Source organism: Morganella sp. EGD-HP17 (assembly GCF_000512315.2).
In the GTDB taxonomy this organism is placed as follows: Bacteria; Pseudomonadota; Gammaproteobacteria; order Enterobacterales; family Enterobacteriaceae; genus Morganella; species Morganella morganii.
In genome coordinates this window covers 1-14,403 of sequence record NZ_AZRH01000025.1, presented here as the reverse complement: position 1 = coordinate 14,403, position 14,403 = coordinate 1, and the positions used below count along the sequence as shown (strand labels likewise).

Genomic DNA, 14,403 nt, shown 5'->3' with positions numbered 1-14,403 from the left:
TGTTCAGACAGGCCTCTATTCTATTATTCGAGCCAGATAGTGATGCCTATGGTTATACATTTTTGTGTATAACGATGACAGTTTTCAGTTGTTGGTTTTTTATGCGCAAATATATATTGTAGACTTCACGTGAATAACGTAGTCTTTTTTTCTCCTGTTCTGCACTCTTTTTTCTTCCAGCGTTATACGCACCGACACCTCTCCAGGTATTTTTTTCCAGAGCAATAAATTTTGTCAGATAATACGTGCCGGTATAAATATTTAGGCATGGATCTTTGAGCAGGTTATCCGGATTAATACCAAACTTACTGAGTTCACGAAAATTTTGTGAGTGTATTTGCATCAATCCGACAGCATACTGTTCAGATGATTGCCTGTTAACCACATCATGCCTGAATGCAGACTCTCTGAAAGCGATTGCTCTCAATAAATCAGGGTCAATACCAGAGTCTTTGCCGGCAGAATCAAAACAATCTGCTGCGTTAACAGACCATGACAAGAAAAATAGGATGGCTGGGATTATCCGTTTCATCAGATTAATTTCACTTTTTGCAGATAAAGTTATATGTGGTTTTAGACGTGGTGTCCATATGAAAACATGGGGGACTTTAGTGTTCCTTGGTGCTGTTTGGGATAGCTAATTGTGTAAAATCATTTCGTTCAAAACAAAAAATTGATGGGTAAGAGAATGTTCTTATTTATACAGGAATGCACAATGTGTACATAATCTAACAGAATACGTGATAAAAATAAAACAGCGGATTGATGATTTTTATGAATAGTGGCGTTTTTAATAGATTGGAAATCTATCGATAGTAAAGAAAGGTGATATCCATATATCGAGACTGTGTTTACCGATAATATGACGATGAGTAGTTAAAATGCTAGATTTTATCCACTATCGCAATTCTCGTTTTAAGGGAAATTTGAAACAAAACAATTCAACTTGTTGGTTTTTATTTTTTTTGCACGCTTCTTTATTTTAATGATTTACTCTTTTTTTGTGTTTTTTCGATAGTGTGTTTTTGGTTTTTTTAATTAATTCAGTGTGTTGTATTTTGCTGCAATGAGTATTTTGTCATTATTGTTTCATTTTTTTTATTTGATAGATTCTGGCTATTGATATGTGTTTTTTTGTGGTTAAAAAAAACATTCTCAATATTTAAGAATGTCATTATCATTCTGCGCAGTTTGGTAGCAAAGCAATGGCGATATGAACGATAAAGCAAAAGATATGGATTATCTCGTTGGTCTCTTCATCAGAAGACACAGAAGAAAACGCGGGATGAACGGTAAAGAATTTTCACGAAAATTAAATATCAGTCATCAACAACTTTCTCGTTATGAAAGGGGGGAAAGTTGCTTTACTCTGGATAAGCTTGCTTTGTTTTTAAGCGCCTTGGATAAGGATTTTAGTGATCTGGCGACAGAAACACATTGGGGTGAAAATGAGTTTCTGTTTGATAAAATAAAGGAACGATTGGAGTGATTTAATTCCGAGATAAATACGCCGTTCATAATGTTTGCCTGGAAATTTTTGTCAGTATTTAATATTTTTTATAAGTATAATTTATACTTATAAAAAATGTATAAACTGATTTCATAACAGGAGATGTAATATAATGTTTAAGGTTTTCCAAAAGGTACAGTTAGACAAAATCGAATTAGTGAAAAAAATGAAAAAATACCATGAAATTAAAAAACAACGTGGTATGACATTACTTGAAATTATTATTGTATTAGGCATTATCGGTACTATTGCAGCAGGTGTTGTTGTTCTTGCTCAGCGTGCATTCGACAGCCGTGCGGTTTCAGATGTTGTCAGCAACACAAACACGGTTCGCGTTGCAATGAAAGATGCCTATCAGCGCGCCAACGGATATCCGCTATCGTCAGGGCTTGCGTCTACATATGACGTGGATACTATCAAAAAGACGGATACCGCCAAAGAAGCAATTGCGCGCCTTGTTCAGTTGGGTAAATTATCTATTGATGAAGCCCGTAATGGTATTTCAAATGACTTTATCAACGTTGGTGGTGCGAAAACCGCGGCAAACCAAGGCACTGAAAATGGTCCTGGTTTAAAAGGATTTGTCGTTGAAGTAAATGGATTAAATCAGGATCAATGCCGTACTATCCTTTCTCAGGTGGCTAACCAGTGGGATTATGTCAAAGTTGGTACGGCAGCCGCGGGTTCTTATCAGGTTAAAGCCGCAGAGGATATGACCGCGGCTCCTGGTGCAGGTGGTGAAGGTTCTGCTGGCACTATTTTACGTTCGCTGGCTGCTACAGGTAATGTCAGCATTACACCTGATGATATCGCTGGAACTTGTGAAGATACTCCTGCTAACACGGTTATCTTAGGTAGCCGTTAATAGCTCATTACTATAGTACATATTGATTTAAGACGAATACCCTCTCAGGGTATTCGTCTTGTAGGATATACATTATGAAATCACAGCGTGGATTTACTCTTCTGGAGATGATCATTGTTATCACTGTTATTGGTTTTATTATGATGGCAACTGCTGGATATCTTAATAAAGTAGCAGATAATAAAAAACGGCAGGTGACAACAAACGCGGTGGCTGCGGAGATTTTTAATTTCAATCATTTTGTGCAGAGTCATTATTTAAATATTGATGATAAAGATAATTCAAAACAAATAATAAATCCGCTTTATGATGAGGATAAAAGAACAGTATACAATCAAAGAAACACTAATTATTTAAATGACCCTATAGAAAAAGGTAATTTTTTAACCTGGGTGTCAGGAAATAATCAGGAGCAGGATAGGCGATATTTTATAGATAAACGTTGCACAGCAAAAGAATCAGATGTTTCATTAGGTATTAACCTTGCGCAGGATTTTTTAAAATGCAAGATAGATGACAGCCTGAAGAATAGTGAATTTTTGCTGGAGCGAGTTGATTTGATTGGTAACGCTGCTAATAGGGATATTACTCGGGTCGATTATTTTTTTGCATATATACCATCAGACACGCAAAATAATCCGGCTGAATTTGAAAAATATACTGGTAATTTCATTGAGTCGTTTAATCAGCGTGGGTTAGATTACGATCAGGCTAATATTATAAAAAGAAGCACACAATCCCCGTCTGATTGGGAATTGGTTAAATCTAATACTGGAAATACAGGCTTGCAGTTAGGTGAATCAATAAGCCAGATGACTGAGTTCAAAAAAAATACAGCGTATGGTATCAGATTTAGTTTTTATATGAATGAGGGTGTATATTTAAAATCAGATGGTTCGGTGGCAGCAGAAAAACTATGCTGGAGTGAAAAAAATAAAGCGCTTGGGCCTTGCATTAAACCATTGGATAATGAAAAAAACAAACTCATGATAGTCAGTGGCGATACGAATAAAGATAATCAGGCGCCCGGTTTGTGCTGGAGTAAAAATGACAATAAATCTGTCAGTTGCCTGGGGATGAGAAAAGAGTCATCCTCTGATGATCCGCGGTTACATTTAACTGAAGTATCAGAAGATGGCAGTGAAAAGACCGGAACTTTAATTGCTAAAATGATAATAGAGGACCAGTTTTTAAAACAAGGGAAAAACGGAAAGTATGAATATGAGAATGAATACCGGACACCGGTACAGGTGGCATATCTGAACTTTACCGGTGAAAATCAACCGACCGATAATCCTTCTGACAAAGAGCCGGAAGATGGACGCATTATGTTTAAACAACAGGAATGTCCCGCGCATCCGTCAGATAAAAATACGAAATTATATCCGAGATTAACTGCCGGGGTGTCGTCATTTGTTTCCGAAATGGATGAGTCCGGTAAGTTTAAAAATGTGAACTTAAGTTCACAATCCGGAGCAAGAAAAAATACAAAGTTAAGTAATATCGGGATGATGGGGAATGTTGTTCTTCAGGTAAACAAAGACAGTCAAAACTGGGTTATAACTGCATCGACATCGTCCAGTAATGGTAAAGATTTTAAGAGTTATGTAAACCCAAAATCATTATCGATAGTTGCTCTGATGTGGTGTGATTCAACGCCTCAAGATGATTAATATAATGAAGTATTTGGTGGTTATATGAAAAAATATGTAAAAATAATTGGTGCGTCAGGTATTCTTTTTTTTATTTTACTGACTAATGTTCGGGCTGAACTGATACAGCCAAAGACCGTAAAATTTGGAACGTCTGAGCCAGTGAAAAATAAAGAGGATAAATACCTCAGTAATCCATATTCTTTTCCGGCTCCTAAATACCCAGAAGGTAAGATGGTCATTCCTGAAGTAAAAATAAAACCAGCAGAAATATCTGCTGATTTGTTTCTCAGGGAGGATAATCTTCTCAGTCAGCAAATTGAAAGTTGGGCCAAATCCAAAGGGTACAAGCTATTATGGAAGGGAGATAAGGATTATCTCATCTATAAGGATATTTATATACATGGAAAAAATGACCAGGAAGTTCTTGGCAACCTGGGTAATCTGTTGTCATCTCAAACCTATAATTTAAATATTAAATTATATAAAAGAAATAATGTGATCGTTATTGAAGAGAATTGATTATGGTTAATAAGTCATTTTTTTTATTATGTGTTTTTCTTTTGCAGGGATGCAACTCATTTTATAATGAAAAGTACGATAAAAACAACTTACTGAACACGAGCGGTAGCATAAAAGAGATAGAACAAACAAGATTAAAGCCATTTTCTCAATATGATGAGGCATATCTGGGAAAAGCCGTTAATTTTACACCAGAACAAAAACGTGTGCTGGATAAAATGGTGAGTATAGATAGTTTTTCTCCTGTGGATATTCAAGTTGTTATGGATATGTTGAATGAGCAGACTGGGTTGACATATAAATTATCAACCGCAGTTAATAGTTCTGAATCGTCAAACAGCATTGATGATGACTATCAGTATTCAAATAATAATCTTGAACAGCATCGGATAAAATTTTCAGGGAAACTCTCTGAATTTATGAAATATATATCTAATTTGTATGATATCAGCATTGAGCTGAACAATGAAAATATATTACAGGCTATGGTGTATAAAAATTACGCTATTAAGCTTGATTTTTATGGACAGGATAATAAGTATGAGGCCGGATTAGATGTCAGTTCTAATGAAGGTGCAGCTGGCTCCGGATTTTCCGGTAAATCGGAAACCAAATTCTCATCATCATTCTGGACTGATATTGAAAAATTAGTTTCCGGAAATGTCTCCAGTGGGATTTATACTATTTTTAAAGACGCCTCTATTCTTACTTTTACAGGCAGAAATTCAGAGTATGAAACGTTAAAGAAAATTATTGATGATTATCAAAAAACAAATTCAAAGCAATTTGTAGTCAGCTATAAAATCTATAACTTAGATAAAGGTAAAACTAAAAAGTTAGGTGCTGATTTAGGATTTAACTTCAGTGATCATGGCACATCTGCCGGAATTAATAATGCCCTTCTGGATAAAATTGCCGGAAACATCAATGTATCATCTGATTTTAACGGAGGCGAAAATCCTAAATTCAGATTGGGTGCACAGCTAGAGGCATTGTATAACCTGACAGGAAAGGAAGTTCTGCAGAGCGGAACGTTTGTCACAAAAAATAATGTTCCTATTCCTCTTAATATGACTACATCCAGTAATTATGTTTCCGGTCGAATTCAGACAATGAATACAGCGTCTAATTTTGTGGATACTCAGATAGAAACAGATAAGATTACTGTGGGAACAAGTTTTATTATAACACCAAGAATTATGTCAGACGGAAATATTGAAGTAGTCAGTGGTTTTACAAAAAGTACACTTGACAGTCTGGATTCTTTTGGTGAAAAAGGTAATGAAATTATGTTGCCGGTAGTTTCATCTGTGGAAATGTTTAATACATCATTGATGCGTCCCGGGAGTATTGGGGTTGTCAGCGAATTTGATGTGAAGTCAGCGGGTGACGGATCTAAGTTTGGTGTGTTCTCATTTTTGATTGACAGCGAAGATAAGAATAATACAACAGTGATGGTCATTGGTATTGATTACTATAATAGTAAGCCTGGTTATTATAATGATGTTAAATAATCTCCTAGAGGCTGGGTTGTTCATAAATAACATATGGATAGATAAGAATGCCCCAAGGAACATCTTCCCTGTAGCCAAAGGAAAGATTAAAGTAAAATGTAAAAATTCAGGAAATTATTGTTTAATCCCTTCGGGGATTAAACGTTATCAGATATTAGCAATTTATATTCATGAAATTTATGGTGATGGTGTTTATTACTGTAATTTAAATGATAATGATTCATCTGGGTTTTATTTTCTTATCATCAAGGATGGTGATATCGCTGTCGAAACTGATTGTCTTATAAATAAAGAAATGCTGAGTTATTTATTGTCAGGAATTGATGAGTCAAAATACAACAACCTAAAACTTGTTGAGCTGAGTAGTGAAGATTTTAATGTTGTACTCAATGAATATATTTTAGTTAAAAGTATTTTTTCGAAAAAAAGAAAGCAACTGGCGGTAGTGTCGTCAGGACTCTTCTTATCGTTATCATTAACTCTGCTTTTTATTGCAGACTACTTTTTAAATAGATGATACTATGAGTAAAATAATTAACAACTGGAAAGATTCTGCCAGATTAAAAAAGGTTCTGATTGGCCTTGGTGTTTTCTTTATATTAATTATTGGTGTTGCATCTTATTTTTACTATGGTTATTATCAGGAGCAGGAAAAGATAAAATCAGCAAAGATTTTAAAGGAAAAACAAGAAGGTAACAGTAAGCAGAGTATATCAGATTTTTATGCAAAAGCGTTTGATGGTTCCAGTATAGATAATTTTTTAATTTTATTAAATGAAATAAATATTAGCAGGGTGAGGTTGGAGCAATTGGGGTTTTCAGAGTATTACTACCAATGTGATATATCTGTATGTGATTTTAATTATAAATTAAAGTCAGGAGCGTTGTTTAATGTTCAGGATAAAGTAATGAAAAAGGTGCGGTATAAAGCTGCATTTTCTGAAGATGAATTGTCATATACTGAAATTCCGTCAAATTTAAACCATAATACATTGAAGGATCATTTTATCAATGATGGAATGATTTCCCCGCCTGCGTGTAGTAATGTACTGAATTATTTATATTCATATAACAGTTCTCGCTCAAATGAAAGTGACCGGATTGTTATTAAATCATTACCGGCAACAAGTGTTGCTTCTCAGGAAGATTCTTTTCCAGGGTATAAACATAGTTATGGGTTTATGGTGGGAGAGTTTACTGTAAAATATAGCGATAATGCTATTTTAATGAAGGCGTTTTTTGATAGAAAGCCATATATAAATTATTTTTTGGTTACTGGATTTAATAAATCACAAGATGGAAGTAACTCCATCTCATTGAATGGTAAATTTATATGCAAAAAATAAACAAAACGTTATTTGCAATTTTTCTGATTTTAGTTTCTTCAAATTCTTTTTCTGAAGGGCAGATTGATGGTGTTGAAAATGTAGATGATGTAGTTGTGAACGTTGAAGATGACTCTTTTGATCAGGAAGAGTTATTAGACTATATTAGTGAAAACGTTGAATTTGAAAAAAAGAAAAATAAGCTTAAAAATCAATTAGAGTTAGAGAAACTAAAAAGTGAAATTTCAAAATTAAAATCAGATTCTAAAGGTGTTATATCTGATTCCGGTATTGATGATTCATTGTCATATCCTGAAAATACGATAACGTACCAGTCATCTTCAGTGGTTGATGGAGAATCAAAAAGAATACCACCAAAACTGATTTTGGTATCAGATGTTGGTGGTGTTAGTGCTTTTGGTGTATCCGTTGATGGTAAGGTTAAATTTGTAAAACTCAATTCAGAATTTAAAGATATATCTGGTAATAAATATCTGGTAAAAAAACAAAATGATAAATATATAGTATCAGGTAAATAAATTGAAACCGATCAATCTGGTTGACCACAGATACGATGATATGTCGTATTTGGATGAGTCCGGTTATCATTTTTCTGTTATAGAAAGTAATTTGATTCTGGCAAAAAAAAATTCTGGTCAATTTATCGTATTTTATGACCTAAGTCTTGATTATTTTCATTTGATACGTGAAAAAATCGATTATGTAAAATATAAACATAGAGTTGAAGCTGATGGCATTGTTTTATTGGATGAGTCAACGTATTTTCAAATAATTGAAAGAGATTCATTACAGGCTAAAGCGAAAAAAGTTATCAAATCAAGTAAAGTACAGATTGAACTTGAACTGTTGCTTACTCAGGCAACTGAAGCCGGAGCAAGTGATCTGCATATTACAAGAGGAGATATTCTTTCCAGAATTGAATTCAGGATTAACGGAGAACTGCGTTTACATTCTCAGATGCGTTCTAAAAGATGTGATGAGCTTGTTTTTGTTCTTTATAATGTTGAAGCAACAACTAAAGAGACTACATGGAATCGTCAGATACCGCAGAGTGCAAATATATTATACACATTAAATGATAGGAAATACCGTTTCAGATATGCGCATTTTCCAATATTCGGTGAGTCTCCGGATTGTTATCATTGTGTATTGCGTATTATATCTGCAGATATTGATAAAGTGGTTAATCCCAGCCTGGAAAAAACGGGTTTTTCGACGGAAGAAATTTCAGATGTAAGAAAAATATTGAGTAATCCATACGGGGTTTATTTTATTGCCGGTACTACCGGTTCTGGTAAATCTACGACACTGAAGACGGTGATGGAATGGTTACAAATCAACAGATACGATGACAAAGGATGTTTTCTTACAGTCGAAGATCCTGTCGAATACTATATATATGGTGCCAAACAAAGTTCTGTACTTGATGTTAATGGCGGCGGTTTTCATGCTGCAATAAAATCAGCACTGCGCCGGGATCCTGATGTATTAATGATAGGTGAAATTCGTGATACTGTATCAGCAAATGCTTTGGCAGGGGCAGTTGAAAGTGGCCATTACTGTTTTACTACTGTACATGCCGGAAGTATTGTTACGTTACTTCAGCGTCTCAGTGCATTAGGTATCACCGGGGATAAGCTCTCAACACCGGGTTTTATTGCCGGTTTACAGTGTCAAAAATTAATGCCTCTGGTTTGCCCTGAATGCAGTGTAGTCAGGTCAGTTAATATTAATAACAGAGATATCAATGTTCGGACAAAAAATAATAGTGGCTGCAGTAATTGTAATTATTCAGGTATTAAAGGTCGGAAATTAATTGCTGAATATATGTTGCCAAAGCAGGATGAATTACTGGCTATTTCAAAAAGTAACTGGATAGAAGCTTATATTTTGTGGCGGAAAAAAAGATTTTCATGCCCGGGGTTGAGTGAGGGTTTTTCAATTAAAGAAAAAACCATGTCACTGGTGGTTCAGGGATTTGTTTGTTATGAATGGTTTACTCATGAATTTGGTGAGGTAGATAGTGAAGATATGGAGGTGATTTTTGCAAAAATTTTCTAAAAAACAACGTTTATATATTTATAAATTTTGTGCAGATATGATTAAATCAAACCTGCCTATCTATGATTCAATATTAAAGCTACAAAATGAAGGTGCAGCAATACTTGGAAGAGGGTTTGTAAAAAAAATAAATTTTTTGCTCAGTCGGATGACATCAGGTGAGTCTATCAGTTATGCATTTGAACCATTAATTCCCAAGGAAGATTTGAGTTTGATTTTTTCGTCGGAAAAATCAGGTGCATTAGCTGAAGGGTTTGAAGGTCTTATCGGAATAATTACCTATAAGGATATGTTAAACTCAAAAGTTAAAAAATCATTAACATTTCCGATGATTATGATATGTCTTTCACTGGTTGTGATTGCAGGGTATTCAGTGAAAGTTTTTCCGGCCTTTGAAAAAGTTCTTCCTGCGGCAAAGTGGCCGGGAGTAACCAGTTCATTATATTACTTCGGATTATCCTTAGTTGATGGATTATGGATTAATATTCTTATATTTGTAGTTGCATCTTATTTTTTGGTTGTTTTCGTTTTGGCTAATGTTCGTGGGAAGGTAAGGGATAATATTCTGGATAAAGTTATTCCTTTTTCTGTATATAAACAGTTAAATGCATCAGTGCTAATGACCGGGATAGCTTCCATGTTAAGGAATAATATACCTATACAGGAGGCATTGAATATTATTTCACTGAATGCAAATAAATGGTTGTTATCACATATAAACAGAATGAGTGATAATATGTCTGCAGGGCTAAATTATGGTGATGCACTAAATACGGGACTGTTTGATAAACAAGTTCTTCTGAATATCAGTCTGTATTCATCACTGCCATCATTTTATGATGTGTTAGCCTCAGTATCTGAAATAACTAAAATTAATATCAATAAAAAAATTGAAGGATTATCAGGTGGTCTTAAAAGCTTTTCTACTTTAGTTCTTGGCGGGAGTGTTATCTGGGTGTTTGCTGCTTTGTTCTCATTGTCAGATCAACTTTCTAAAATGTCAACCATGTAAATTAATTTGGTAAATATATGAGTGATTTTTTAATCTGGTATTATCCGATATTATTCCTTGTTATTGGTTTGTGTGTTGGTAGTTTTGTTAATGTGGTTCTTTATCGCTATCCTGTTATGATGATGGCTGGCCATTCAGAAAAAAAACTGTCATTGTTTTATCCGCCATCACACTGTACGAATTGTAAAAATAAAATACGGAAGGCTGATAATATCCCGGTTATCAGCTGGATTATCCTAAAGGGAAAATGCCGTCATTGTAATGCAGGTTTTTCAGTACGTTATATGATGACTGAGCTTGTATTTGGTGTTGTGTTTTTGTTTATGACTGTTCTTTATTACCCTGACCATGATGTCATATCAATTTCGTGTTTTTTGATACTTTTTAGTTTTTTATATTGTGTTTTTTTCATTGATATAAAACACTTTTTGATTCCTGACGTTATGACATTTCCTTTAATAATTATGGGGTTTGTATTTTCTTACTTTGGTTTTATTTCGGTGACATTAACTGAATCTGTTTCTGGTGCTTTAATAATATATGCCATTGTATTTTTTACAGGCTTTTTGTTTAAGTATTTCCGCGGTATTGATGGCATTGGATTTGGTGATTATAAATTATTTGCGGCAGGTGGTGCCTGGGTTGGTGTTTTTCAGATACAGTATTTGATTATTTTTTCATCTGTTTTTGGTTGCGTATTTTATATAATCAATAAATTCAAAACCATATCGACAGCCAAAAATATTTCTCATCTTGATGATATTGGCATACTGAAGGAGTATATTATTCCTTTTGGTCCGGCTATCTGCCTTTCTATTCTGTCAAACGTATTTATTAATATCTTTTTTTGATTTTGAGGTCTGATATGAAATTTAGTTTACAGATGGTGTTAAAATTTTTATGTGTAACATTCATTGCGACAAATAATTATGCTCATGCGGAAGCTGGCCAATTTGTGGGTGTGACCATGAAAAACAATATGGATGATAAAATCTATCTTGAAAAATTTAACATGTGGGAAAGGAGAGGGTCTTTGCCGGATAATGAGATTCAGTCACATGCAGAAAGTTATGCTCATTCAAAAGGGCAGCCTCTGAGAGGAACCGGTGGAATATATGTCTATAAATTAGAAGACGGGCTATATCTTGATATGTTATTTCGTCAGGACCATTATGGGGATTATGAATACCAGGTATGTCTGTCTGACAGGGCGAGAATTAAATTCACTAATGGCAATAGAATGTACTATAAGGATTATAATAAACAGAACCCGGATGGTCAGTTAATATGTGTGACTGATTCCAGTAAAAGTAAGGAGTATCTGGATAAGAAATTTTTATATGAGGATGTGTCTGTTTTGGTTCAGGTTAAAACAGCTAAGTCTGGTGCTTTTAATTTGTATAATTCAAAGTATATGACAATTACTGTTGATAACAGTAATTGTAAAGGAAATCCGGTGTATCAGTCCGCAACATTCAGATTTACAAAAAAAATTCCGACTCAGGAAGCAATATATGCAATGTATGATGGCTGCCTGTATTATAATTATTGCCCGCCTAAGTCTGATTCCTCATCTGAAAACAAGCTGTGTGAATTTGAAAGAGAAACTAATTTTTACACTGGTAATTTCTATCCTGTTTCATCTGATATTGAAATCGTGTCATTATTTCGGGATCTAAAATCATCTATGAAACAAAATGATACTAAATTCATTACTTATAATAATAAGCCGGGAGATCGTGGGTTTGTTCAGCGGAATGCAGGGGATGAAAATATCCGTGTCGGCAGAAAAATACCGGCAACTGAATTAAGACGGGTGATGGATGAGGTTGATAAGCAGTATTGTGATTACATTTCATCAAAAAATAAAAATAGTGTTTGTCATAATATAACATATGCAATGCAACCAAGGATTGCTAATCAGTTAAAATATATAGATGAAAAACATCTGGATAAATATAGTTGTTATGTTTCATCATTAACCTATCCGAATATAGGCTCAAATATTTGTCAGCTGACAAAAAAATATACTATTTCTGATGGTGTCATTGTTAGCAGGTAATTATCACAACAAGGCCGCACATTTTATTGTTAGTGTGCGGTAAGTTACACATTCCGTCATGCTTATATCTTTCATTGCATAAATCTATTCCGCGCAGACTCACTGCTGTTATTCTTTCATCCGGGTTCCCCACTTATTTTGTTATTACCTGAAATTATTATTCAGAAAGTCTGGTGCGTTATAGCGGATATGAAAATTTCCGTTCTGATATTATTTTGTGGCGTTTAATTTTTCAGGCTCGGTTCTGTTAGCGTGTCTGTATAGTTATTAATTGTGTTTATTCCGGCAGAGGATATTCGTAAGGTATACACTGTCATCTTGACCCGCACTGAATGTTTTTACGTTAAATCTCACTCCCGGTCGTTTTCAGCAGTTTTTTAATTCAGGCATATAAATGCATTACCATCTCTGAAAAAAACGCTCTTGGCTCGTTCTGTGAAGCCTGTTTTTTGACCGGTTTTGTTTTTTTTTATTTATTGCGCTTTACCGTCATTCTCCGCAAAGCGACTCAGAAGGGGAAAGGTTCCGCTATATTGTGGTTTAATTATTTACGGTCACTTCATATTGTGCTGATAACTGCGTACTCCGCTTCAGAAGACAGCGGGGGATGTGAGCCGGATTGCGTTTTCCGGGAATTATCGACATAATAACGCAATAACCGATCACCGGAAAACGGGATCTCTGCAGCATGATCACTGCTGATATTCCGGAGAGTGCAGATATTTCTTAAGTTTATTATTAACAAAATAAACTATCACATAATGTTATTATGCATATGGTGATTATTTACTGGTGCATGATATCTATGGCGGATCTGATGATGAATTTTTTTCCTGCTGAGAATGAAACCGGTAAGACAATCGTCCGCCGCCAGTCTCAGTCTCTTCTGCAAAATGGTCACGCGGAGCGGGCACGACAGTTACGGAATCTGGCCATTGCGGCTGAACTGGATTGTCCGAAATATTTGCTGGCTCCCGAAGTCAATCAGCTCCTGACATTTATTCCCGATCTGCATCAGCGGACACTCATTGATACCCTGTGGAATACCGGTGCCCGGATCCATGAGGCATTAGCCCTGACGAAAGGTGATTTTTATCTTGATGAGGAAACACCGTTTGTGGTGCTGCGCACACTGAAACAACGCGATACGCGGAGCAAAACGGGGCAGACTAAAGTGAAAGCGCGGCCTAAACGGGTCGTGGCTCTTTTTGATCCGCAGTATGTACAACTGATGAAAAGTTATTTTGCGACGATGAGACTGAAAAACCAAAGTCAGATCTGGCCTGTCCGGAGTGACAATACGGTCAGAAACTGGTTACGCGCTGCTGTGGAACAGGCGGAAAATCACGGGGTATCGTATGTGGTTAATCCTGTCACCTGTAAAACATTCCGGCACAGTTTTGCCATGCATCTCATTTTTAACGGAGTTCCCATGAAAGTGATTCAGGCTTATCTGGGACATAAAAAATCAGGTTCAACTGATATTTATACGAAAATTTTCACACTGGATGCCATGCTGCATTTTGATATTTCATTCCGGTGATGGTATCCGGATGGTATTGTAACTGTGCACTGACAGAGCCATATTATTGCTACCGGTATCCTAATAGCCTGGTTCGGTTTGACGGAAAGAAAATATGGGCGCGGTGCAGGTAATTATATAAGGAGGTGGTATAGAAAAAGGTGCGCTTCACTGAGTTGTACTTACAAAGCACACCTGATAAACGGCATCTGTGCAGATTTTTATCCGTGATAAAAATTGATTACTTTTACTATCCTTCTGTTGTGGCAGATGCCTTGTTTTTTGTGTCTTTTATCGTATTTTTATCTGTTGTGACGGATGCTTTGCCTTTTGTGTC

The 14,403-nt window shown here is 35.3% G+C and carries 14 protein-coding genes; 13 read left to right on the top strand and 1 reads right to left on the bottom strand.

The features are described from left to right. Nucleotides 1-52 precede the first annotated feature (52 nt). Nucleotides 53-532 (bottom strand): transglycosylase SLT domain-containing protein, encoded by a 480-nt coding sequence (locus X965_RS17900; RefSeq protein ID WP_036419503.1) that lies wholly within the window; start codon nt 530-532, stop codon nt 53-55. A gap of 681 nt (nt 533-1,213) precedes the next feature. On the opposite strand from X965_RS17900, the gene X965_RS17895 reads away from it, so the two are divergent. From X965_RS17895 to X965_RS17835, 13 genes are all read left to right on the top strand, one after another. After that, entirely contained in the window at nt 1,214-1,489 is a 276-nt protein-coding gene (locus X965_RS17895) for a helix-turn-helix domain-containing protein (RefSeq protein ID WP_051997386.1), read from the top strand. A 133-nt stretch (nt 1,490-1,622) separates the two neighbouring features. Continuing rightward, nucleotides 1,623-2,375 (top strand): type IV pilus major pilin, encoded by a 753-nt coding sequence (locus X965_RS17890; protein ID WP_051997385.1) that lies wholly within the window; start codon nt 1,623-1,625, stop codon nt 2,373-2,375. Nucleotides 2,376-2,449: 74 nt separating this feature from the next. Then, nucleotides 2,450-4,048: a type II secretion system protein gene (locus tag X965_RS17885; RefSeq protein WP_036419502.1), complete on the top strand. Its 1,599-nt coding sequence runs from the start codon at nt 2,450-2,452 to the stop codon at nt 4,046-4,048. A 24-nt stretch (nt 4,049-4,072) separates the two neighbouring features. Next, nucleotides 4,073-4,549: a TcpQ domain-containing protein gene (locus X965_RS19820; RefSeq protein WP_253280786.1), complete on the top strand. Its 477-nt coding sequence runs from the start codon at nt 4,073-4,075 to the stop codon at nt 4,547-4,549. 2 nt (nt 4,550-4,551) lie between these two features. Then, nucleotides 4,552-6,063 (top strand): hypothetical protein, encoded by a 1,512-nt coding sequence (locus X965_RS17875; RefSeq protein ID WP_036419500.1) that lies wholly within the window; start codon nt 4,552-4,554, stop codon nt 6,061-6,063. Then, nucleotides 6,050-6,580, top strand: a complete 531-nt coding sequence (locus tag X965_RS17870) for a hypothetical protein (RefSeq protein ID WP_036419499.1) — start codon at nt 6,050-6,052, stop codon at nt 6,578-6,580. Before X965_RS17875 ends, X965_RS17870 begins: the two co-directional genes overlap by 14 nt. A 4-nt stretch (nt 6,581-6,584) precedes the next feature. Continuing rightward, entirely contained in the window at nt 6,585-7,409 is an 825-nt protein-coding gene (locus X965_RS17865) for a hypothetical protein (RefSeq protein WP_036419498.1), read from the top strand. Continuing rightward, entirely contained in the window at nt 7,397-7,927 is a 531-nt protein-coding gene (locus tag X965_RS17860) for a hypothetical protein (RefSeq protein ID WP_036419497.1), read from the top strand. The genes X965_RS17865 and X965_RS17860 overlap by 13 nt, the downstream gene beginning before the upstream one ends. A gap of 40 nt (nt 7,928-7,967) precedes the next feature. Beyond that, nucleotides 7,968-9,470 carry an ATPase, T2SS/T4P/T4SS family gene (locus tag X965_RS17855; protein WP_036419509.1) on the top strand — a complete coding sequence of 501 codons (1,503 nt, stop codon included), beginning with the start codon at nt 7,968-7,970 and terminating at the stop codon, nt 9,468-9,470. Next, on the top strand, nt 9,454-10,482 hold the full coding sequence (locus X965_RS17850; RefSeq protein ID WP_036419495.1) for a type II secretion system F family protein: 1,029 nt from the start codon (nt 9,454-9,456) through the stop codon (nt 10,480-10,482). The genes X965_RS17855 and X965_RS17850 overlap by 17 nt, the downstream gene beginning before the upstream one ends. A 17-nt stretch (nt 10,483-10,499) precedes the next feature. Next, nucleotides 10,500-11,333, top strand: coding sequence for an A24 family peptidase (locus X965_RS17845; RefSeq protein ID WP_072144600.1), 834 nt, complete (start codon nt 10,500-10,502; stop codon nt 11,331-11,333). A gap of 14 nt (nt 11,334-11,347) precedes the next feature. After that, nucleotides 11,348-12,544, top strand: coding sequence for a hypothetical protein (locus X965_RS17840; protein WP_036419493.1), 1,197 nt, complete (start codon nt 11,348-11,350; stop codon nt 12,542-12,544). 817 nt (nt 12,545-13,361) lie between these two features. Continuing rightward, entirely contained in the window at nt 13,362-14,087 is a 726-nt protein-coding gene (locus X965_RS17835) for a tyrosine-type recombinase/integrase (RefSeq protein ID WP_172794099.1), read from the top strand. Nucleotides 14,088-14,403: the final 316 nt, after the last annotated feature.